Origin of the sequence: uncultured Cloacibacillus sp., from assembly GCF_963926575.1 — a bacterium.
GTDB classification, from domain to species: Bacteria; Synergistota; Synergistia; order Synergistales; family Synergistaceae; genus Caccocola; species Caccocola faecigallinarum.
The window spans coordinates 33,448-56,538 of sequence record NZ_CAWUXW010000004.1 but is presented as its reverse complement, the minus strand read 5'-3'; the positions used below and the strand labels follow the sequence as shown (position 1 = coordinate 56,538).

Below are 23,091 nucleotides of genomic sequence, written 5' to 3'. Positions count from 1 at the left end.
AAAATGCAGGAGCTGATCAACATGACGAAACGGAGGACTACCATGATGAAAATTCTTGCTCTCAGCGCAATGGTCGCGGCGGCGGCGCTCGCCCCCTTCGCGGCGAAGCCGGCGGAGGCCGCCGAGGCCGCGAGACAGACCGCGGTGTTTGAGACGAACTACGGCACGTTCAAGATCGAGCTTTACAACGACCTCGCGCCGAACACGGTCAAGAACTTCACCGACCTCGCGGAGAAGGGCTTCTACAACGGGCTCACCTTCCACCGCGTCATCGACGAGTTCATGATCCAGGGCGGCTGCCCGAAGGGCAACGGCACCGGCGGCCCGGGCTACGTCATCAAGGACGAGTTCGGCAAGGGGCTGCGCCACGACAAGCCCGGCGTGCTCTCGATGGCGAACGCGGGGCCGGACACCGGCGGCTCGCAGTTCTTCATAACGCTCGTGCCGACGCCGTGGCTCGACGGCAAGCACGCGATATTCGGGCAGGTGAAGGAAGGCATGGAGGTCGTCGAGAAGATAGGCAAGCTTCCGACGGACTCGATGGACCGTCCGCTCAAGAAGGTCGTCATCGAGAAGCTGACGATCGAGGGCTAGTTTCACCGAAATCATAAAAAACGCATGGGCGGCTCGCTGCGAGCCGCCTCTTTTTTGTGCAAATCGCGCGGCGTTGTGCTAAAATGCTTAAATGTAGTCTGATGCCTGATACTTCGCAGGCAATTGGAGGAAATGCCGTGAGCTTTGAAATAAAAATAAAAGACGCCTGTACGCTCAGCAGCGACAAAACCATTACGGCCCGCGAGGCGCTCGCCCTCTCGAACTTCCCGAAGAAGGAGGCGGTCGTGGCCTGCCGCGTGAACCGCGAGCAGCGCCCGCTCTCCTGGGAGCTCGTGATGGACTCCTACATAGAATTCATAACCACGGACAGCATAGAGGGCATAGAGGTCTACACGCGCACGCTGGCCTTCCTGCTCACCGCCGCGGCGACGCGCGTGCTCGGCGTCCGGCTGCACCTCACGCAGTCGATGCTCTACTCGTATTTCTACGAGTCGCCGGAGCGCGAGCTGACCGAAGAGGACTGCGCCGCGCTGCGCGCCGAGATGCGCCGCATGGTGGAGGAGGACGAGCCGATACGCCGCGAGGTCTTCCCGATAGACGTGGCGCGCGCGATGATGTCGGCGCTCGGCTACAGCGACAAGGAGGAGCTGCTGCGATACGCGGGGACGGACCCCGTGATTCTCTACAGATGCGGCGGCGTCTACGACTTTTTCGGCGGCGCGCTCGCGGACCGCGCCTCGCTCACGCCGACCTTCGAGCTGCATCCGTACCGCGGCGGCCTTTTCATCTCCGGCCCGACGCTCTCCGACCCGTGCAAGACCATGCCCTTCTCCGAATCGCCGAAGCTTTTCAGGCTCATACAGGAACACACCGCGTGGCTGAAAAATCTCGACGTCAGCACATGCGCGGGAATTCATAAAATCGTCACGGACGGCGGCTCGCGCGACCTCATCATGCTCTGCGAGGCTCTGCACACGAAGATGCTGAGCCACATCGCAGAGGAGATAGAGGCGCGCCCCGAGGTGCGGCTGCTCTGCCTCGCGGGGCCGTCTAGCTCCGGCAAGACCACCTCGTCGCGCCGGCTGCGCGTGCAGCTGCTCGCCTCGGGCATACGCTCGAGGACGCTCGAGCTCGACAACTATTTCGTAGACCGCGAGCGCACGCCGCTCGACAGCGACGGCAGGCCGGACTTCGAGGCGCTCGAAGCGCTCGACCTCGAGCTGGTCAACGAACAGATTTCCGCTTTGCTTGCGGGCGAAGAGGTGGACGTTCCGAAGTTCGACTTCCTCACCGGCAAGCGCACGAAGGGGCGGAAGATGCGCCTCGCGCCGAACGAGCTGCTCGTCATCGAGGGCATCCACGGCCTCAACAGCAGGCTGACGCAGAGCGTCCCCGCGGATAAAAAATACAAAATTTTCATCTGCCCGCTGACGGGCACGAACATAGATTTCCACAACAGGCTCGGCACGACGGACACGCGGCTCATCCGCCGCCTCGTGCGCGACGCGCGGACGCGCGGACATTCCGCCGAGGCGACGCTGAAGCAGTGGCCCTCCGTCGTGCGCGGTTCGTTCCGGCACATCTTCCCGTATCAGGACAACGCGGACGCGATATTCAACACCGCGCTCGCCTACGAGATTCCCGTGCTCAAGGGCTACGTCGTCCCGCTGCTGAAGACGGTGCCGGAGGATTCCCCTGTATACGGCGAGGCGCAGAGGCTCCTCGCGATGCTTCATTTCGTCCCCGTCATTCCGTCGGACGACGTGCCGAACCTCTCTATCATCAGAGAGTTCATCGGCGGGAGCTGTTTTGAATAGGTAAATAACGAAGGCGCGCGGCGCGGAAGAGCCGTCCGCCTTTTTTATGCAGCGAGGTTTCAGATGCTGATTCTACATTTGGCGTACGAACAGAATTCAATATATCTCTGGGGCGAGGTCTCCTTCGACAGGCTGCGCCGTCCGAAGCCCGGCGAGGACGGATACGCGGCGCTCCCGTGGGGCGCGAAGCCCGCGGAGCTGCGCGCCGCGCTCAAGGAGACAGGCGTGCGGAACGCGCGCAAGACCAACGAGCTCGCGACGCACATATACATATTGCTCCCCGCGAAGGACGGCGTCCCCGCGCCGTCGGACGGCATACTCGGCGACGCGCCGCAGCCAGCGGGCGAGGCGAAGCTCGAAATTTTCCGCGTTCCCGCGCTTCCGGTCGAGTTCGCGGAGTTCGCCGCGATGCTGCGCATGATGCGCGAGTGCGGCGAAAGGATACCGGCCCCCGGAATAATCCTCGCCGACGATTTCAAATACCTCTGCCGCGCGCTCGAGTACGCGGCGGCGCTCGTGCAGCGCGGGACCTACATCCCCGACATGGAGCCGTTCCTGGAGACCTACGCCTCGCAGTGGCGGCCCGTCATACTAGCGAAATATCAGGACGAATTCTCGGCCTTCGCTAAGGCCATGCCGCCCGTCCTCTGCGGCGTATTCCTCGACGAGCCGCAGGAGACGCCGCGCCGCAAGCGCGAGAACGCGATGCTGATACTCGAGGGGCTCATCGACTCGATGATACGCGCATCGCAGCACGGCGCCTCCGAGATGGGGCGGCGCATAAACTCCGGCAACCCGCACGAAATCTGGATACGCTCGCTGATATGGAAGCGCGCCCCGCTGCTGCAGTGGCACGACGAGATGGCGGCGCTCTATCCGCAGATACGCGACTGGGCCGACTCGCTCAAAGCCGTCACAGCGCAGCCGTGGCGTCTCTTCATGCGCATAGAGGAGCCCTCGACCGACGAAAACGTCTGGCGGCTCTCGTGGCATCTTCAATCGACGCAGGACCCGTCGCTGATAATCCCCGCAGAGCGCGTGTGGAGCCCCGGCGACGCGGAGCGCGCGTGGTTCGACCATACGCACACGAATCCGCGCCGCTACATGCTCCAGATATTGGGGCACCTCGCCTCGCACATACCGGTGATAGCCGAGAGCCTCGAAACGCCCTTCCCATGCGAATGCAGGCTCGACGCGGACGACCTTTTCGACTTTTTACAGAATCACGTGACCTCGATAATAGACCAGGGCATTCAGGTGCAGCTCCCCTCGGCGTGGGGGCAGCTCTCCGACCGCCCGCGCCTCTCGGTGCGCGCCGAGCTGCGCGACGCAAACGCATTCGTCCCCGGCGGGCAGATGAGCCTCGACGACATGCTCGATGTCGACTGGTCCGTCGCGCTCGGCGGAGACATACTGACGCAGGAGGAGCTCGCGACGCTCGCCGAGCTCAAGACGCCGCTGACGAACCTGCGCGGGCGCTGGGTCATCATCTACCGCGACGAAGTGGAGAAGATAACCGCGGCCCTCAAGAAAATGCCGCAGAAGATAGAGCGCCGCGAAGCGCTGCTCTCCTCGCTGCGCCAGGACTACAACGACGCGCCGCTCTCCGCCGTCACGGGCTCGCCGTGGATAGACTCGGTGCGCGCGCTGCTCTCGGGCTCCGCGCCGCTCGAGGAGATGGACGCGCCCGAGGGCTTCTGCGGACGGCTGCGCCCCTATCAGGCGAAGGGGCTCGCGTGGCTCGTGCGCCTCATACGCCTCGGCATGGGCGCGTGCCTCGCCGACGACATGGGCCTCGGCAAGACGGTGCAGACGCTCGCGCTCATCAAAAATCTGCGCGTGCGCGGCGAAAAGCGGCCGATACTGCTCATCTGCCCGACCTCCGTAATGGAGAACTGGCGGCGCGAGACGGAGAAATTCACGCCCGGCACGAAAACGCTGATACACCACGGCATAAAACGCAGCCGCGGCAACATCTTCACGGACGGCGGCCTCGAGGATACGCTCGTCATATCGTCCTACTCGCTGCTCCACCGCGACAGCGCGCTCTTCTCGAAGATAGAATGGGCCGGCGTCATACTCGACGAGGCCCAGAACATAAAGAACCCCGACACCTACCAGTCGCGCGCCGCGCGCTCGCTCAAGGCGGACTGGCACATAGCGCTGACTGGCACGCCGGTCGAGAACCACGTCGGCGACATGTGGTCGCTGATGGAATTCCTCATGCCCGGCCTCATGCCGAACCGCGCCCGCTTCGCGCGCGAAATCCTGCGCCCCGTGCAGGCCGGCGAGAAAAAGGCGATGGACCGCGTGCGCCGCATGACCGCGCCCTTCATCCTGCGCCGCCTCAAAACGGACAAGGAGATAATCGACGACCTTCCGGAAAAAATAGAGACGAAGGAATTCTGCACGCTGAGCCGCGAGCAGGCGAGCCTCTACAGCGCCGTCACGACCGCGCTCGCGCAGGAGCTCGAGGGCGCGGAGGGCATCAAGCGCAAGGGCGTAGTCCTCGGCGCGATAACGGCGCTCAAGCAGATATGCGACCACCCGCTGCTCTACGTCAAGGACAAATCCGACTACAAAAACCGTTCCGGCAAAATGGCGCGCCTCGCCGAAATCGCGGAAGAAATGCTCGCCGCGGGCGACCGTGCGCTCATCTTCACGCAGTACGCCGAGATGGGCGCGATACTCAAAAAATTCCTCCAGGAGATGTTCGGCCGCGAGGCGCTCTTCCTGCACGGCGGCGTGCCGCGCGAGAAGCGCGACGAAATGGTGCGCCGCTTCCAGGAGGATGAGAACGCGCCGCCCTTCTTCATACTCTCGCTCAAAGCGGGCGGCACGGGGCTGAACCTGACGCGCGCTAACCACGTCGTCATGTTCGACCGCTGGTGGAACCCCGCCGTCGAGCAGCAGGCCGTCGACCGCGCGTACAGGATAGGCCAGCGCAGCAACGTGCAGGTACACTACTTCTGCTGCCGCGGCACGCTCGAAGAAAAAATAGAAGCTTTGATTGAATCGAAAAAAGAGCTCGCCTCGATGCTCGTCGGCACCGGCGAAAGCTGGCTCACCGAAATGAGCGACAGCGACCTTTGCGAGCTCTTCTCGCTCGAAAAAGAGGCGGTGGAAAGCATATGACGCAGTTCGAACGCGAAGAAAAATTTTACCGCTACAAAAAACCGCGCGAAACGCGCTGCGGCATAAAGTCGCGCACCGCGCGCGGACACGCCTACGGCACGAACTGGTGGTCGCGCCGCTGGGTCACCGTCATAGAACAGTGCATCGACGCTGCGCGCATATCGCGCGGCAAAAGCTACGCGCGGCGCGGGCAGGTCGTCAGTATCTCCATAGAGCCCGGCCTCGTCACCGCCTTCGTGCAGGGCACGCGCAAAACGCCCTACCAGATACGTCTGGGCTTCGAGACCGTGACGCCAGACGCGCGCGAGCTGATACTCTTCCGCTTCCGCGAGCGCGCCGCCTTCACCGCGCAGCTGCTCGCGGGCGAAATGCCCGACGAAATAGAACAGATATTCAAGGAATCCGGCACGCCGCTCTTCCTCAACAAAAACGCGCTGCGCCGCTTCAAATGCTCCTGCCCCGACGACGCGACGCCCTGCAAACACATCATCGCCGTGCTGCTGCTCCTAGGCGAAGAGCTCGAGGACGACCCCTTCATCCTGCTCAGGCTGCGCGGCCTCGACAAAGAATCGCTGATAAACCTGCTCACGCTCGAAAGCCCGCGCGACGACGGCCCGCTGCCCATCGACGAGGACGACGCCGAGCCGTGGAGCGCGGAGGCAGGCGAAGAGCCCGAAAGCGTCACGGGAGGCGCGGAAACGCCCGAAGAGGACGAAAGCGCCGCCGTCTCCGAAGAGCCGCCGCAGCCCGGCGAAAGCTGGTTCGCCGCGGGCGACTTCACCTTCGAACAGCCCGAAGCCGACCGCACGCGCCGCGCCGCCGCCCTCGACGTAATGAACGATTTCCCCTTCTGGCGAGGCGAACACCCCTTCCGCCAAATGCTCGCCCCCTGCTACGAACAAGCCGCCATCTTCGCCGGCGAAATCCTCACCGGAGAAAAGAAAAAACCCGTCGGCAGGCCGCGGAAGCTGATATAGAAAATTTGTCGGCAGCGCATTGTGGGCATATAAAAAATCCCCGTCCGAGATGGCGGGGATTTTTCGTATCTTTATGCCGCGCGCTTTACGGCAGCGGGCCGTCCCAGAATCTTGGGAGGCCGACGGAGTAGCCGACGGTGAAGCCGCCCTCCTGGTCGTAGACGAAGATGAGCTTCGAGTTGAAGTTGTTGGTCGGGACAGAGAAGGCGACGCCGGCTTCCCAGCGGCTCTGCTCGTCGTGCATTCCGCCCATCACTCGGCCGTAGTTGCCGAAGAACTCGATGTTTACGCCGCCCCACCACGAGCGGTTGAAGACGCGCTCTATGCCGAGGTGCAGCCAGTAGGCCTGGTCGCCGGCGAGCGGGTGCTGGCCGAGGCTGTAGAGCTCGTTGTGTATGCCGAGCATCGCGGCGTATGAGAGCGAGTCGCCGTCGCCGGTTTTGAAGCCGCCGCCGAAGATTACTTTGTTGTCCTTCATTATCGGGATGTAGCTTGTGAAGCGCGTGCTGGAGACGACTTCGCGCCCGAAGGGGAACCACACGTCGCTCGCGACTTCGAAGCCGCGCGTCGGCAGTATAGGGTCATCGAGGTTGTTGAAGGTGAAGGAGAGGTACGGGCCGTGCTCGCCGTCGTCGTCGGGCGCGTAGGAGGTTATCATCTCGCCCGCGTAGCCTACGCCGACTCTCATGCGGTCCGTTATCGTCTTGTACCACGCGAGCTTCGCGACGTATCTTTCAAGCTCCGTCTCGCCGTTCGAGGCGAAGGGCTCGTATTTCTCGCGCCGCGCCGCGAGCGTCAGCCCCCACTGGTCGCGGTTGACGCTGACGGGCGTGAAGTAGCGCAGCATTCCGCCCCATGTGGTGCCGAGGCGCACTTCGGCCGCGGCCGTGTCGCCGTCCATGAAGGTGTCGCGCGCCGTGCCGCTGACGGAGAACCAGCGGTTCGCGTTGAGGTTGCTCGCGTAGCCGTCGAAGCCTATTTCGTATTTCGCGGGGCGCTCTATGCGGAAGACGACCGCGACCGTGCCGCGCGTTATGCGCTCGGTGTAGCCGTCGACGGAGCGCACGTCGTCGTATTTCGACATTTCGGAGACTGCGTCGGAGACGGCCTGCATGTCGAGCGGCTCGTCTATCCATTCCGAGTATTTTTTATAAAGCCTGTCCGCTATGCCCTGCGGCACGCCTTCGAAGCGCACTTCTGCGACGGTCGGCGGATGCGGCGGGCGGCGCAGCTCGAGCTCGTGGTCCCATACGCCGCACTTTTCTTTCACGAGCTTGTGGAGCGCCGCGACTTTTTCCTCGGCGGCCTTCGTGCCCTCGTCGATTATTCGGTCGTAGCCGCCGGCCTCGAAGGTGCTGAATTTCTTCACGTCGGGCGTGATTACCAGGTCCGCGGCAGCGGCGTTGTCGCGTATCTGCTGGATCATGAGTATGTCGAGCGTCTGCCCCGCCACGTCGAACATCGAGCGCATCTCGCTGTCTTTTTTCGTTATGTCCTCGGGCGAGAGGTTGACGGCGACTATCGGATGGCCGGGGAATATTTTCTTCGCTTCGAGCACTGGGAGGTTTGCCTTGAGGCCGCCGTCGACGAGCAGCATGTCGTCCATCGGCCACGGGTCGAAGACTATCGGTATCGACATGGAGGCGCGCAGCGCGGAGGCGAGGTTTCCGTTGCGCAGCACGACGGTGTCGCCGTTGAGCAGGTTCGTCGCTACGGCCGCGAAGGGGTATCTGAGGTAGTCGAAGTCGGTCACGGTCACGTCTGCGGTCAGCTCGCTGAGGAAGGCGTAGAGGTTTTTCGCGTTGAGCGCGGCTCGCCGTCCCTGCGTCTGGTTGTCGCTGTTGACCGTGACGGAGAAGAGCGCGTCGTTCGGCGAGGGCGCTCTGTTGAAGGCTCCCTTGTCGCCCTCCATTACGGCGCGGCCTGACATTATCTCCATGAGGTCGACCTTTGCGAGCAGCTCGCGCATTTCGGCGGGGGTGTAGCCGGCGCTGTAGAGCCCGCCCATTATCGCGCCCATGCTGGTGCCTATGACGGCGGCGACGGGGATGTTTTCGCGTTCGAGCACCTCGAAGACGCCGATGTGCGCGAGCCCCTTCATGCCTCCGCCGCAGAGGACGAGCACGACGCCGTCCTTGTGCGGGAAGCCCCAGCTCATGAAATGGTCGCGCGTCTCGGGGCTGCGGGCGGGGTAGCGCGCCGCGAAGGACGCGGAGGGCGCGAGCACGGCTATGAGCGCCGCGCATATAAGCGCTGTGATTTTTGACGGTACGGACAACGAACTCACCTCTGGCGCGGGCTGCGAAAAATGAAAAAACAAAACCATTCGGGTTTAAGCCCTGCTTTGATATAGCAACGATTATACCATTGCGCGGCGAAAAAAGCGGAAAGCAGTTTCCATTATACGCGCGGCTGCGCCTCCGTCGCGCGGCGCGCGCGTTTGGAATATAATAGCGTCGGGCGCGCGTGCGCTCTCACTCTGCGAAACGAAAGGCGGCGGCTTTATGCACAAGATCGGACGGTGGATTCTTCTCGCGCTGTTTGTCGCTTTCCTCGCCGGCCTCATGCCGACCATCTTCGAGTGGTGCGACAGGTTTTTCGTATTCACCGAAGAGGGGCTCGGCGTCACGCGCCACTTCACGCATACGGTCGATTCCGTATTCCTCACGCTCAAGGACTACGCGTGGCACATCACTATAATCTACGCCGCGGTCATCGCCTTCGTCATATTTATGGAAGGGCAGAACCCCGACCGCACGATACTCTGGATGCTCGCGCTCATCTTCCTGCCGGTCTTCGGCGTCGTGCTCTATCTCGTCATCGGGCCGGACTTCCGCAGCCTGCGCAAGCGGAGGCTCTTCCGCCCGTCGAAAAGATACGGCTTCGACGACACGCCTTTCCCGAAGGACATGGAGGAGCAGTTTTTCATCGGGCGTATGCTTCACGCGTGCAGCGGCGCGGAGCTGCTGATGCGCAACCGCGTCGAGATACTCATCAACGGGGACAAGACTTTCCCAGCGATTGAAAAGGCTTTGCGCGAGGCGAAGAATTATATCCACATGGAATTTTTCATCGTGCGCAGCGACGAGCTCGGCGCGCGCATCGGCGCGCTGCTGAAAGAGGCGGCGGGCCGCGGCGTCAAGGTGCGGCTGCTCTACGACGCGGTCGGGAGCTGGAGCCTCAAGCGCTCGTTCGTCAAGGATTTGGAGGATGCCGGCATCGACTGCCGCTCCTTCATGCCCGTCGCGCTGCCTATATTCCGCCGCCAGATGAATTTCCGCAACCACCGCAAAATCGTCGTAATCGACGGCGCGGTCGGCTTCACGGGCGGGCTCAACCTCGGCACTGAGTACGAGGGCAAGGGACCGCTCGGCTTCTGGCGCGACACCTTTGTGCGGCTCGAAGGCGAGGCAGTGCCGGAGCTGCATAAAATTTTCCTTAACGACTGGTGCGTCAGCTCGGGCGAGGAGCCGCGCGAGGGCTGCGAATGCGAGCGCGATTTCTACGACGGCGGCGCGGAGGGCCGCGGCGCTCTGCCGGTCCTGCCGGTGCAGGTCGTCGCGAGCGGCGTGGACAGCGTCTGGCATTCCATTGCGAAGGGCTATTACGGCATGATTTCGCGCGCGAGGGAGCGGGCGTGGATAACGTCGCCCTACCTCGTGCCGGGGCCGGAGCTGATGAACGCGATGATAGCCTCGTCGCTTTCGGGCGTGGACGTGCGCGTTATGATTCCCGAGAAGAAGGACCATTTCCTCTCCTTCTGGGGCAGCCGCAGCTACATCGAGCCGCTGCTGCGCTCGGGCGTCCGCGTCTTTATGTATCAAAAGGGCTTCATACACACGAAGTCCGTGCTCACCGACTGCTGCTGCGCCTCGGTCGGCACCTGCAACATGGACGTGCGCAGCCTCGACATAAATTTCGAGAACCAGCTTTTCATCTACGACAGGAAGATCACGGCGTCCTTCGCGGAGCAGTTCGAGCGCGACATGGAGGACTGCCGCGAGCTGACCATATCGGAATGGGAGGAGCGCCCCGTGTGGCAGAAGGTGCTGGAGTCCTTCGGCCGCCTCTATTCGGCGCAGATATAGCATGACGGACAGAGTTTACGAAAAACGTTTCTCCGAGCGAGGGGCCTTCTGGGGGCTCTGCGCGGCGCTGCTCTCCGCCGTAGTCATATACATCTATATAAAGATATTCGAGGAGAGCTATTTCCACGCCGCGGCTGGCGCTCTGTGGGTCGCGCTCTGCGCCGCGGCCGCCGCTATGACGTTCGCGGCGCGGCGCACGAATCTGCTCGCGCGCAGGCCGAAGCTGCGCCTCTTCGCGGACTGGACGGGCGGGCTGTGGCTCGTCTTCGTCATGTGGACCTTCGCGATATTCATGATTTTGACCGCGGCGGACGGCCTTCTCGGCCTCGGGCTGACGGACGGGACGGGCGCTGCGCGGGCGCTCGCGGCTTCGTTCGCCGCCGCCTTCTGCGTCGTCGCGGCGGGCGTCTACAGCGCGCTGCACCCGGGGCCGACCTTCATAAAAATCGAGACGGACAAGCTTCCGCCGGACGCCGGCAAGCTCCGCATCGTGCAGCTCACCGACCTGCACCTCGGCCCGTCGTCGGGCGCTTTCCTGCTCGCGCGCGTGCTGCGCCGCGTGCGCGAGGCGAAGCCGGACATGGTAGTCGTCACGGGCGACGTGACGGACGGCAGCCTCGAGGGGCGCAGGCGCGAGACGGCGATGTTCCGCCGCTTAAAGCCGAAGTACGGCGTTTTCGCAGTCACGGGAAATCACGATTTTTACGACGATATAGAAGAATCCCTGAAGTTCATGCGCATGTCGGGCATGACGGTGCTGCGCGGCGAGGCGGCCGAGGCGGGGGGAATCGTCGTCGAGGGCGTCGACGACGGTGACCATCTCGCGGAGGACAAATGGGGGCTGACGCGCTCCGAGACGCTCATCGTGAACACGAAGAGCCGCTTCCGCGACAAATTCATCCTGCTGCTGCGCCACCGACCCGTCGTCGAAATCGGCACCGAGGGCTTCTTCGACCTGCAGCTTTCGGGCCACACGCACGGCGGGCAGGTCTTCCCGATGTTTTCGTCGCGCCTCTTCGTGCGCGGACATTCGCGCGGCTTGAAAAAGCTCAAGCGCGGCAGCCTGCTATACACCAGCAACGGCGCGGGCTACGTCGGCCCGCCGGTGCGGCTGCTCGCGCCGCCGGAGATAGTCGTGATAGACATAGTGCGGAAGGAAGGCGCGTCCGGTGCCGCGTCCGCGCGGTAAATTCGACTCCGAAAGATTTGAAAAAACGGGCGGCGCGCCGGAGCCGCGCCCCGCGCCGCGCGAGACCGTCCTGCCCAAAGAGCTCGACGTTACGGGGCTGCCCGATGGCGAGTGGACGGCGCGCGGCGTTTACCGCATGGAGCGGCGCTTCCGCTACGGCTCGGCCTACGGCAGAAACGTGCTGACGCCGCCGCAGGAGAGCGGCGCGGCGCTGAAACTCTGGGGCGGCAGCGAATGCCCCGTATTCCTCGACACGGAGACGACGGGCCTATCGGGCGGCACGGGGACCTACGCCTTCCTCATCGGCCTCGGAATATGCGCCGAGGACTGCCTGCGCGTCGTCCAGCTCTTCCTCGCGGGCCCCGCGTGGGAGCGCGCGTGGCTCGAAGCCGTGGAGAACGAGCTGCCGCGCGGCTGCGGCCTCGTCACATACAACGGCCGCGCCTTCGACCTGCCGCTGCTGCTCACGCGCTACACGCTCGCGCGCAGCGTGCCGTCGTGGCGTTACGCGCCGCACATGGATCTGCTTCTGCTCGCGCGCCATTTTTACCGCGGGCGGCTCGCCTCATGCTCGCTCTCGTCGATGGAGCGCAACGTCCTCGGCTTACAGCGCGGCGGCGAGGACGTGCCGGGCGGCGAAATCCCGTGGATGTACACGCAGTTCCTGCGCGACTCCGACGCTTCGCCTCTGCGCGGCGTCTTCTACCACAACACGCTCGACATAGTGTCGCTCGCCGTGCTCCAGCGCAAAATCGCCGCCATGGCCTCCGGCGACTGCGCCTGCGCCGCCGACATGGTGCGCGCCGGGGACCTATGGGCCGCGAAGGGCTGCGCCGGCAAGGCGCGCGAGACGTGGGAAGCGGCGCTCGAATTCACGCGCGACCGCCACGTCGCGCTGCTGCGCCTCGCCGAAAACGAGCGCGCGGCGGGCAACTACCGTGCCGCCTACGACTACTACAACGAGTCGCTCGCGACCGAACGCCGCCCCGTGCGCACGCTCGAGACGATGGCGAAGATAGAAGAGCACCGCTTCCGCCGCCCCGCCGACGCGCTCGTCCACGCGCGGGAGGCTCTGCGCTGGCTCGAACGCCACAGAATATTCAAAGACAAAAACTGGGAGGCCGACCGCGCCTCGCTGCGCCACAGAATAGAGCGCCTCGAAAGAAAAATCGCGCGCGGCCCCGGCGAGGAACAGGGCGAAATCGGCCTGGACGGCGAAGAAATCTAACGCCGCGGCGTCCGCGCGCACGAGAAAACGCCGCGCCGCCGAAAAATGCTATAATTGCGGACGAATATACAAATTTAATACCGGCTGATTTATCGAAAGGGGAAAACATAAAATGTGGAAGGGACGTTTCTCTCAGGACATGGACGCGGCGGTGCTCGGCTTCACGCAGTCGCTCGACCTCGACTGGCGCATGGCCACGGCGGACATACGCGGCAGCATCGCGCACGTGCGCATGCTCGGACACACGGGGCTGCTCAGCAAGGACGAGGCCGAGACGATAGAGAAAAACCTGCGTGAGATAGCGGAGGAGATAAAGAGCGGCGAATTCCAGCCGAAGCCCGCGCTCGAAGACGTACACATGAACATCGAATCGCGCCTCATCGAAAAATGCGGCGCGACCGGCGCGCGCCTCCACATGGGACGCAGCCGCAACGACCAGGTCAACACCACAGTCCGCCTCTACCTGCGCAAAGAGCTGCTCGGGATATGGGACGGCCTTGAAACGCTGATAAACGTCCTGCTCGCGAAGGCCGAGGAACACGCCGACGTCGTCGTCCCCGGCTACACCCACCTCCAGCAGGCGCAGCCCGTCTCCATGGGCCACTTCTGGATGGCGCACGCGCAGGCCTTCATGCGCGACGCCCGCCGCCTGCTCGCAGCCTACGACGCGGTGGACGAATCGCCGCTCGGCTGCGGCGCGCTCGCCGGCTCCACGCTGCCGCTCGACCGTGAATACACGATGCGCGACATGGGCTTCCCGCGCCTCACCGAAAACAGCATGGACACCGTCGCCCACCGCGACCACTTCCTCGACATACTCTACTTCGCCGCCGTCTTCGGCGACCACGTCAGCCGCCTCTCCGAAGACCTCATCATATACTTCACGACAGAATTCGGCTGGGTCAAGCTGCCCGACTCCTTCTGCACCGGCTCCAGCATCATGCCGCAGAAAAAGAACCCCGACGTGCTCGAACTGCTGCGCGGCAAGGCGGGCCAGCTCACCGGCGCGCTCGTCGACCTCCTCACGATGATGAAAGGCATCCCGCTCACATACAACCGCGACCTCCAGGACGACAAGCGCGGCCTCTTCCGCACGCTCGACTGCCTCAAGCTCATCTTCTCCGTCCTTCCGCCGCTCCTCGCGCACGTCGACGTCGACGAAGAAAAGGCGAACCGCGGCTTCGCCGACGGCCTCATCCTCGCGACCGACGTCGCGGAATACCTCGTACTGCGCGGCGTGCCCTTCCGCAGCGCGCACGAAAAAGTCGGCCACGCCGTCCGCTGGTGCATAGAGCACGACCGCCCGATGCACAAGCTCACGCTCGCCGAATGGCAGGCCGTCATCCCCGAGGTTGGCGAAGACCTCCTCCCGCTGCTCTCGCCGCGCCGCTCCATGGAACGCAGAAACACCTACGGCGGCGCAGCCCCCGAGCAGGTGCGCGGACAAATCTCCCGCGCGAAAGAAAAACTCGCGGGCTTTGAGCGCGAGATAAAAGAATACAAAGACGCCCTGCCGGATATGCTGTAAAGCATAATCACGGCGCGAAGCATAAAACAAGCGGCCCGGCGATGTGTCCGGGCCGCTTGTGTGTTCTTTATGAAGGGCTGCGCGCTTCGCCGCTATTTCTTCTCGTTCAGCAGCGCGTCGAACTTTGACATGACTTCGGAAATTTTTATCTGCTGCGGGCAGACCTGCTCGCAGCTGCGGCAGCCGACGCAGGCCGAGGGCTTTTTGTCGTCGGCGAGTGACGAGAGCGCCATCGGTGCGATGAAGCCGCCGCCCGTGAATACGTGCTCGTTGTAAAGCTCGAGCAGCCACGGGATGTCGAGCCCCTGCGGGCAGTGCGAGACGCAGTAATGGCAGGCCGTGCATGGAGCCGTTTCCGCGCCCGCCTTCATAATCTCGTCCGCCGCGCGCATGAGCAGCGCCTGTTCGTCGTCGGTCAGCGGCCTGTCCTCGGCGAATATCCTGAGGTTCTCCTTCATCTGCTCCATGCTCGACGCGCCGGAGAGCACGACTGTGACGCCCGGCACGCTTTGCAGGAAGCGGTAGGCCCATTCGACCGGCGGCATGCCGCCGAGCAGCGCGGCCGCCTTTTCGGGCAGGTTCGCGAGCAGCCCGCCGCGCAGCGGCTCCATCACCCAGATGGGCAGGCCGCGGCGGTGTATCAGCTCGGCTTTCTCCTTCGCCTTCTGGAAGCTCCAGTCTACGTAGTTGAGCTGGAGCTGGCAGAACTCCATGTCCTCGCCGTAAGCGTCGAGGAAGCGCTCTATCACTTCGAGCGAGCCGTGCGACGAAAAGCCGAGGTGCCTGATGCGCCCGTTCCTCTTCTGCTCCATGAGATACTTGTGTATGCCGAACCTCTCGTCGAGATAGCCGTCTATGTTCAGCTCGCAGACGTTGTGGAAGAGGTAGAAGTCGAAATATTCCACGCCGCACTTCTTGAGCTGCGTCTCGAATATCTCTTCGACCTTGTCCATGTTAGCGAGGTCGTAGCCGGGGAACTTGTCCGCGAGGTAAAACTTTTCGCGCGGGTGCCTCGCGAGCGCGCGTCCCATCACGAGCTCGGAGTTCCCTCCGTGATAGCCCCACGCCGTGTCGTAATAGTTCACGCCCCGCGCCATCGCGAGGTCCACCATCTCGAAGGCCGCCGCCTCGTCTATCGCGGCGTCGTTCCCGTCAACGACGGGCAGCCTCATCGCCCCCATCGCCAGATTCGACAGCTCGATATCCTGAAATTTTTTATAAATCATCTTTTCCCCTCCGATATAAAAATTTTTCCGAACCGCACAGCGTAATTATATCCGACATAATAGTATGATAGTGGCAGATGCGGAAAGGGTGATATCAAATGATTAACATTCTGTGCTTCGGAGATTCCAACACAAACGGCACGAACCCGGCGGGCGGCCGCTGGCCGCGCGACAAACGCTGGCCCGGCATTCTTCAGCGTCTGCTCGGCGAGGATTATTACGTTATAGAGGAAGGCTGCGGAGGGCGGACCACGGTTTTCGAGGACTGCATCGAGCTCGACAAAAACGGGCGCACGCAGCTGCGCGTGGCCCTGCGCACCCACCGCCCGCTTGATCTGGTCGTCATCATGCTCGGAACGAACGATATGAAGCAGCGCTTCAATCTCCTGCCCGCGGACATAGCCTGCGGAGCTGCCGAGCTGGGCAAGCTCGTGGAGAGCTTCGACTACGGCGCGGGCTTCCCGACGCCCAAGGTGCTGCTGGTCAGCCCTATTCACCTGGGCGAAGGCATTGAGAACAGCTGCTACACAGGCTTCGCCCCCGGAGCCGTCGCCGTCTCCAAAGCCCTCGCCCCCTATTACAAAGCGCAGGCCGATGCGCACGGCTGGCTCTACTTCGACGCTTCGACCGTTGCGGGGCCGAGCGAGAAGGACAAGCTGCACATGGAAGCGGAGGACCACGAAGCGCTGGCGAGAGCCTTCGCAGATATCATCAAGGAAAACTTATAAAGAAGCCCGCCCGGCGGCGCGTCAGGCGGTTTGACGCGCTGACAGACGGTTTACCGGCGGGCTTCTTTTACAGCGACGCTCGTCCGGTCAGCCAGTCAAGCGCATATATCTGCTTGATTCCGTTGTGCGAGACGACGGGGCCATAATCCATCGTCAGGAGGAATTTCGGATTGTGGTCTCTGATTGAGTCGAGCGGCGCGAGCTCGCGTTCCAGCGTTTTCCTGTCGGCGTCCACGAGAGTATAGGCTACCTGGTAATACTCTTCGCCCTCATCGCCGATGGCCACGAAATCAACCTCCGCGGCTCCGACCTTGCCGACGTAGACCTCGTACCCGCGGCGCAGCAGCTCAAGGCACACGATGTTCTCCAGTATATGCCCGGCGTCGGCCATTTTCGCGCCAAGCACGGCGTAGCGCAGCCCGACGTCGGCGGCGTAATATTTGTCGCCCGTTTTCAGATACTGCCGCCCTTTAACGTCGTACCTGCCGATTTTGTAGAATATAAAGCTCTCCGTAAGGGCGTCCAAGTAATTTTCGACGGTGTGCACGGATATCTTTCTTCCTGCGGAGGTCATCGTGTCGGCGATCTTCTTCGTAGAGGTTATATTGCCGATATTGTCGAACATGAATCTGGCGGTACTCTTAAGCATTTCGACGTCGTTGATGCGTTTGCGCGTTATGATGTCCTTGACGATTATCGTATTGTATATGCCGTCGAGATATTGCCTGACATCTTTCGGCCTGTTCAGCTCAAGCGCGTATGGGAACGAGCTGTTGTGAATATAGTCCTGATACAGACGCTCCGGTGCGAGATTCTCTCCGCGTGCCGCGGCATACTCCTTGAAGGAAAGCGGCAGCATCTTTATCTCGACATAGCGCCCCGAGAGCAGCGTCGCGAGCTCGCCGGAGAGTAAATATGCGTTGGAACCAGTGATATATACGTCGCAGTTCTTCTTTATATACAGTGCGTCCACGGCCTTCTGGAATTCTTCGACGCGCTGCACCTCGTCGAGGAAGATGTAGTTCATCCACCCGCCGTCCAGCCGGGCGTTCACGTAATCATAAAGAGCCCTGCCGTCGGCGATGTCGGCAAATTCGCCGGCCTCAAGATTGACGGAGATGATCTGCCCTGCGTCGACGCCGTGCGTGAGCAAATAATCCTGATATAGCTCGAACAAAGTCGACTTCCCGCATCTCCTGACGCCGGTGACGACCTTGATAAGCCGCTTATCCTTGAAGCTGATTAGATTGTCCAGATATTCGTCTCGTGGTATCATGCCGGCCCCTCCATTTGCAGTCATTATACAATAATATGTTTATGACATAAAGTTATTGCGGTGTAATGCAAATAAATGAGAGGCGTCCATGCCTATGATTGGGCGGTTGCTGCGCCGGCAGGCAAATTTTTTGCGGAATTTTGTTTTAGGTGGGTTTGAATAAAAGATATAGAAAAAGGGTTTTCGAGAACATCCCGAAAACCCTTGATATCTCTGGAGCCGGCGAGGGGATTCGCAACAGTCCGATGGATAGTGTATATTACTGATGTTGGATAGTCAAAGATAATTTTATAGTTACAGTTATAGTGTAGTTTTTACCTTATATGTACCATAAAAATGAGCCTATATGCCTATTTAATTTTACACCAACAATTAAAAAGTTTACCTGAGCAAACGATGAAAGAATAAATCATCTATCTGATTCAGTCGCTTTCAGTCATATGTTATCTTTACAGGTTTAGGATCTTGTTTGTCTTTACACTCTGCTTCTTGCTTGGGCTTAACATCTGGCTCAGGCTCTGGCGTAAGTGCAGTATCGATTATTTCGCACCGCCCCCAGCCCTCTGCGTCAAGTTCGTCGTCAGCCGCCTTTAGCATTGCCGCATAATCTACCCCTGCATCCTCTTCGGGCGGAATTAGAGAGTTAATCTTGGCAATCGCAGGAGCTAACATTTCCGCCTCGCGTTCTCGCGCACGAGGCTCATATATACTAACTGGTAGCCCTTTGTATTTATTTCTCAGTTGCCACATACCACAGACGAAACGCATTGTCTCGGCGAATTCCATATATTCCTGATTCCCGACAAGCCACCCTTTATTCATCAACATGACAAAATCGGACAAATCAAGCCGAAAAATGACAGGGAAGCGGCGATATGACTGTGTACGACTTTCGCTCTGTACCAGATTCCCATACTTATCCTGATATTGTCCCGCCAGACCGTCCAAAAAGGTCTCATAAGATGTGACCGTAGTGAAGATATTTATGCGATTGACTAAATTTACGACGCCATACTTGATATTTTGTAGCGCCTCTGTTGGATGCGAATCTAGCACTTTTAGCAGATTATCTCTGTCACCAAGGGTCTCCAGCAGTGTAGGGACGCGCGCATCGTCCCAAATGACAACCGGCTGTCCAGTGTATCCATCAAAAGGAGTCTTAGTCGACCCAACAACATGATAGCAGTCACGGTCTCTAATACCCGGAAACATACTACGCGCCAGAGCTTTCGCTAACGTAGATTTCCCCATCGAACTATCACCGGTAATAGCAAAGTTTAGACGTATCGCGGGAGCGGGCAAAGAACGCAAATACTCACTCTGCGCGTTGCGCAACTTTTGCAAGTTTAAGATATATAACACGCTATCTTGATCGCGACAAGCGTCAAGGCTCAGTTGCCCCTGCATAATATCCTTAATCCATCCCTCAACAATCACGCGGCGGCTATCCAGCGAAGCACAGCTAGGCGACGAAACGAAGGAACGCCAGTCAAAGTTGGCGTGGACAGCTTCGTCGGGATACGTCCCTCTTTCGGGAAATTTTTCGTGCGTAAGATATGCAACACAGTCGCGAAAATTGTCCAGACCTCGCCCCTTATGACCTTTAGGTACGTCGACAAAATTATCGGCTATACCAAACCAGCGGGCAACGTCGGACGTATCCTTGACCGTGCTGCCCAGGTACAGCACAATATGATAGTGTAACGGTTTAATCTTGCCAGTATCGTCAATGTCATGATCATGGGTTATCCATGCCCATTGCTTGATACTCCGGTATTTATCCAACGCAGATTTAATTCTCTCCTCTGTGAGAAGAGCCTCACCTGTATCCTTGTGGCAAGCGTATTGCACGATATTAAAGATTCTACTCCGCATCGTTATATCCTCCGTAGACACAATTTATTGGGATAAAACGAACATATCGGAAAAATTATCTGTGTCCAAAATGGCTTTGTCTGCCTCGCCTGCCGCTTCGCGGGAGCGGCGAGGGAGCGACAAAATGTTGCTATCACTGGATTCGCAAAAGCGGACACAGAAAACACAATTAGACACAGCACCAAACACAAGCCCAGTTTGGTGCTGTGTCCTTGAAAAGTATTGGTATTACTGGATTTATAAGATAGGTATATTTGTAGACACAGAAAACACAGTTTTTTAATGTGTTTTTTTGCCTGATATATCAGAGATATATTTGTGTCTGGATAAAAAATAGAGCGGCGACGGGTCTGCCTACCGTCACCGCTCACAACCTTAAATAATTAAAGGAGTATTATCATTATAGTGGGAAATTTATTTGCTTTCTATTAGCGACCGTAGTCGCGCCAGTCCAAATTATTTATTTCGCGCTCCGCTTCGCTTGATACATCTCTGAGATAGTCTTGATAGTGTTCCCAGAGACTTTCTCCTCCGTCGTCAAGCTGCCATTTCATATAATTCTCCATGCTGTTTTCTCGGTCTGTGCCTGTTTTCCGAAAGATCTTTGCTACAATATCGTGGAATTGCTGTTTTATAGTTGCTTGCCAGTCCTTTATTTCAGCAATCATCGATTTTAGTTTTTTGTGTTCATCTAGCGTAATAATTGCCAGCTTGTTAACATTAGCTTCTTTCTTGGCGAGATCTGATTCTTTTTGTTCTAGTACCAGTTCTTTACTTTGTAGATCTAATTCTCTCTTTATCAGTTCATCGGTCTGCTGTTGCAAATCTACTTTTATCCGTTCCGCTTCTGCCTTCGCTTGCTCTAACTTCTCCTGCTCTTGCTTCGCCTTATACTCGTCTAGTGACAGCCCTGTCTTAGATTTTTCAAGCGGTTCAATCTCAATTTCAATACCATAAGAACGGCAAACCTCTATTAAGTGCTGACGACAATCGCGCGTGTATGTCATTTTCGGATTGTTGTAACGATTCTGAGGCTTGCTAAGATCAGGACGTTCAATTCCCATTTCTGCAAGAGCGCCGTTTTGATTCACTCTTAGATTCCCGTTTGGATCATGCGCAATCCAGACCTTGCGCGCATGGACATGAGGCGCGCCTTGCTCATCTAAGTGCAAGGCATAGTTAAGAATCCGAACGTTAGGATATGTCTTAGCCTCCCACGCAATTTGCTTCGCAACTATGTTGCTTAATAACTGAGGCGAGATTGTGTCGTCCTTTTTCCCGATCTGGTAAATTGTTTCTTCCGGGCAAGTTCTTGGGCTACGGCGATACTCGTCCATTGTTTTCTGATCCCGCTTGTTTCGGTTCTTTTGATATTTTGCATTCTGACAATCGAGAAATGCACGGAAGTGCTCTTCATAATATTTTTTCTCGGATTCTTCGAAGCTGATCCCTGTCCTTGTCCATTCTCCTGTGATGTTCTGACTTGTCTTCTCTTTATTGATATGTTCGGCATTATTCAAATCAAAATTCCGATCATTATGCTTAGCCGAGAACGTTCCGTCTTTTCCAGTTCGTGCATTATGAGATGTCGCCCTCACTTTCAACTCCCTCCATGTTCATGCTATAATCAAACAAATAAATAGCTTTTGTTTCCCAAAGATGTTCATTGCTTCTAAATAGTAAGTATAATAATACCCCGTACAAAATTACCGCTACGCAGTAATTTCACGGGGCCCGGTTGCTGCGCCCGGGACCAGCTCGCAGACGGAGAACCCGTCTGCCATGAGCCTTCGGCTCATCAATTTTCTACGCTCGCATTTGCGCGGCTCGCTCCGAAAATTAAAAACAAAAACATAAAACCAAACTCAAAACATATTTATTTCTTTCTCTCTAGTTACAACAGCAAGCGTAGCGTAGATGATACCTTGCTACTGTCTCTAAAAAAATATATTTGAAAAAATTAGAGAAAACAAACAAAGCCGGGAGATTGGAGTGCGCTATCGCCGCCGAGATAATCCCGACAAGCAGGATTTTCCCGGCGCTCCAATTCCGGCATAATTAAGGCTTGCGCCTGTTGGCAACCTCTGGGGTAGCCGTGAGTGCTTTTGTTCTGACTATATACCGTTCTTCGTTGCGAGTCGATCTAGTTCATCAGCATACCACTGCATCATCTTTGTTCTTTCCGAAAGCATTTTCGCCTCATTGTATGCCGCCCGCACTGAGTTGCTTTCAACATGAGCGAGCTGTAATTCTATAGCGTCAACATTCCACAAACCGGATTCGTTTAACAACGTTGACGCCATTCCCCTAAAGCCGTGAGCCGTCATGTCGTCGGCTCCGTATCCAAGAATACGTAAGGCCAACCGGACAGTATTCTCACTCATACAACGTACCGAACCTCTCTCAGAGGGAAAAACATATTTTCCAGCAAGCCCCGATTTTTCAAGACATATTTGTTGATTCTTAAGTAGATCAATCACTTGAGATGCTAAAGGCACGATATGCGCACGTCTCATTTTCATCTTTTCAGCTGGTATTTTCCAAATAGCTCTATCTAGATCTATTTCAGACCATTCGGCGCGCCGTATCTCGCCCGGGCGACAAAAAGTATATGCAGACATCAATAATGCATTTCGAACTCGTGGACGAGGATATTGTAAGATTGCATACATGAGTACACCAACATCACGAGGATCTGTCAGTCTCGCGAAGTGTTTAGTTTTTCTCGGAACAAGTTTTCCGGCAATAGCAACTGTTGGATTTGTCTGCACATAAAACGGCATTGCATAATGGAATATCTGACTATAGAGATTCAATACTCTATGAGCAATTTCGTGCATGCCTTCATTCTCGATTGCCCTACATACTTCAAGAATTTCCGGGCTTGTAATGGAATTTATAGGACGGTTCTTGAACTTCGGTAATATATAATTATTCAGCCATCTGCGCACACGTTTTTTATATCCGTCGGAGAAGTTAGATATTTTTACCCTAAACCATTCTTCCGCTATCTCCGACATGAGCACATCTTGGACTTTAGGCGATAGCGCCGCTATTTTTGTTTCTCTCTTTGTCGTAATAAGAAGTTCCCTAGCGTCTTTCAGCGATAGTTCGGGCCATTTGCCTAATAGTTTTTTCTTACGTTTCCCATTGATCTGGGCAAAATACCACCAATATTTATGCCCCGCCGGTACGACTTCGATATAGAGTCCGTCTTTGTCTGCCTTCATATAGCGTTGAGTTTTAGGCTTCAAGTTTTGCACTGCTAATTCAGTCAACATCTATGTTTTCCCCCTTTTTGTTACTACAAAATCCACGATAGTAACAGATTTACCAGATTGTAGTGACACTTTTGGCTTGACTAACTTTGAATAGCTTTGGATAGTCAAAAATAGCTTTGGATAGTCAAAGCCGTCGTTAAGATGGATTATAACAGGATTTTTGAATAACTTTGGATAGTCAACGAGCA

15 protein-coding genes are annotated in these 23,091 nt (G+C 58.1%); 9 read left to right on the top strand and 6 right to left on the bottom strand.

From position 1 onward, the window contains the following. Nucleotides 1–42: 42 nt before the first annotated feature. From ABGT66_RS10285 to ABGT66_RS10270, 4 genes are all read left to right on the top strand, one after another. Nucleotides 43–594 carry a peptidylprolyl isomerase gene (locus ABGT66_RS10285; RefSeq protein WP_346690512.1) on the top strand — a complete coding sequence of 184 codons (552 nt, stop codon included), beginning with the start codon at nucleotides 43–45 and terminating at the stop codon, nucleotides 592–594. A gap of 137 nt (nucleotides 595–731) precedes the next feature. Beyond that, on the top strand, nucleotides 732–2,372 hold the full coding sequence (locus tag ABGT66_RS10280) for a nucleoside kinase (protein ID WP_346690511.1): 1,641 nt from the start codon (nucleotides 732–734) through the stop codon (nucleotides 2,370–2,372). 78 nt (nucleotides 2,373–2,450) lie between these two features. Continuing rightward, entirely contained in the window at nucleotides 2,451–5,507 is a 3,057-nt protein-coding gene (locus ABGT66_RS10275; RefSeq protein ID WP_346690510.1) for a DEAD/DEAH box helicase, read from the top strand. Next, on the top strand, nucleotides 5,504–6,484 hold the full coding sequence (locus tag ABGT66_RS10270; protein ID WP_346690509.1) for an SWIM zinc finger family protein: 981 nt from the start codon (nucleotides 5,504–5,506) through the stop codon (nucleotides 6,482–6,484). The genes ABGT66_RS10275 and ABGT66_RS10270 overlap by 4 nt, the downstream gene beginning before the upstream one ends. 85 nt (nucleotides 6,485–6,569) lie before the next feature. On the opposite strand, the gene ABGT66_RS10265 is transcribed toward ABGT66_RS10270, so the two are convergent. Next, the gene (locus ABGT66_RS10265; protein ID WP_346690508.1) at nucleotides 6,570–8,762 is read right to left on the bottom strand and encodes a patatin-like phospholipase family protein; all 2,193 of its coding nucleotides are present in this window, start codon (nucleotides 8,760–8,762) and stop codon (nucleotides 6,570–6,572) included. 226 nt (nucleotides 8,763–8,988) lie between these two features. On the opposite strand from ABGT66_RS10265, the gene cls reads away from it, so the two are divergent. The 4 genes from cls (at nucleotide 8,989) to argH (ending at nucleotide 14,517) form a co-directional block, all read left to right on the top strand. After that, entirely contained in the window at nucleotides 8,989–10,572 is a 1,584-nt protein-coding gene (gene cls, locus ABGT66_RS10260) for a cardiolipin synthase (protein ID WP_346690507.1), read from the top strand. 1 nt (nucleotide 10,573) lies between these two features. Continuing rightward, a complete protein-coding gene (locus tag ABGT66_RS10255; RefSeq protein WP_346690506.1) occupies nucleotides 10,574–11,761 on the top strand; it encodes a metallophosphoesterase in 1,188 nt (395 codons plus the stop codon). Continuing rightward, the gene (locus tag ABGT66_RS10250; protein ID WP_346690505.1) at nucleotides 11,742–12,989 is read left to right on the top strand and encodes a ribonuclease H-like domain-containing protein; all 1,248 of its coding nucleotides are present in this window, start codon (nucleotides 11,742–11,744) and stop codon (nucleotides 12,987–12,989) included. Before ABGT66_RS10255 ends, ABGT66_RS10250 begins: the two co-directional genes overlap by 20 nt. Before the next feature lie 112 nt (nucleotides 12,990–13,101). Continuing rightward, the gene (argH, locus tag ABGT66_RS10245; RefSeq protein WP_346690504.1) at nucleotides 13,102–14,517 is read left to right on the top strand and encodes an argininosuccinate lyase; all 1,416 of its coding nucleotides are present in this window, start codon (nucleotides 13,102–13,104) and stop codon (nucleotides 14,515–14,517) included. Nucleotides 14,518–14,609: 92 nt separating this feature from the next. Here argH and ABGT66_RS10240 read toward each other — a convergent pair whose 3' ends face one another. Then, nucleotides 14,610–15,743 carry an aldo/keto reductase gene (locus tag ABGT66_RS10240; protein ID WP_346690503.1) on the bottom strand — a complete coding sequence of 378 codons (1,134 nt, stop codon included), beginning with the start codon at nucleotides 15,741–15,743 and terminating at the stop codon, nucleotides 14,610–14,612. Nucleotides 15,744–15,841: 98 nt separating this feature from the next. On the opposite strand from ABGT66_RS10240, the gene ABGT66_RS10235 reads away from it, so the two are divergent. After that, complete coding sequence (locus ABGT66_RS10235) at nucleotides 15,842–16,471, top strand: SGNH/GDSL hydrolase family protein (protein WP_346690502.1); 630 nt, start codon at nucleotides 15,842–15,844, stop codon at nucleotides 16,469–16,471. 67 nt (nucleotides 16,472–16,538) lie between these two features. Here the strand turns inward: ABGT66_RS10235 and ABGT66_RS10230 are convergent, their stop codons facing one another. The 4 genes from ABGT66_RS10230 to ABGT66_RS10215 form a co-directional block, all read right to left on the bottom strand. Next, nucleotides 16,539–17,747: an ATP-binding protein gene (locus ABGT66_RS10230; protein ID WP_346690501.1), complete on the bottom strand. Its 1,209-nt coding sequence runs from the start codon at nucleotides 17,745–17,747 to the stop codon at nucleotides 16,539–16,541. 432 nt (nucleotides 17,748–18,179) lie between these two features. Next, nucleotides 18,180–19,622 carry a Rep family protein gene (locus ABGT66_RS10225; RefSeq protein WP_346690500.1) on the bottom strand — a complete coding sequence of 481 codons (1,443 nt, stop codon included), beginning with the start codon at nucleotides 19,620–19,622 and terminating at the stop codon, nucleotides 18,180–18,182. 428 nt (nucleotides 19,623–20,050) lie between these two features. Beyond that, entirely contained in the window at nucleotides 20,051–21,220 is a 1,170-nt protein-coding gene (locus ABGT66_RS10220) for a hypothetical protein (protein WP_346690499.1), read from the bottom strand. A 516-nt stretch (nucleotides 21,221–21,736) separates the two neighbouring features. Continuing rightward, nucleotides 21,737–22,903, bottom strand: a complete 1,167-nt coding sequence (locus ABGT66_RS10215; protein WP_294192515.1) for a site-specific integrase — start codon at nucleotides 22,901–22,903, stop codon at nucleotides 21,737–21,739. Nucleotides 22,904–23,091: the final 188 nt, after the last annotated feature.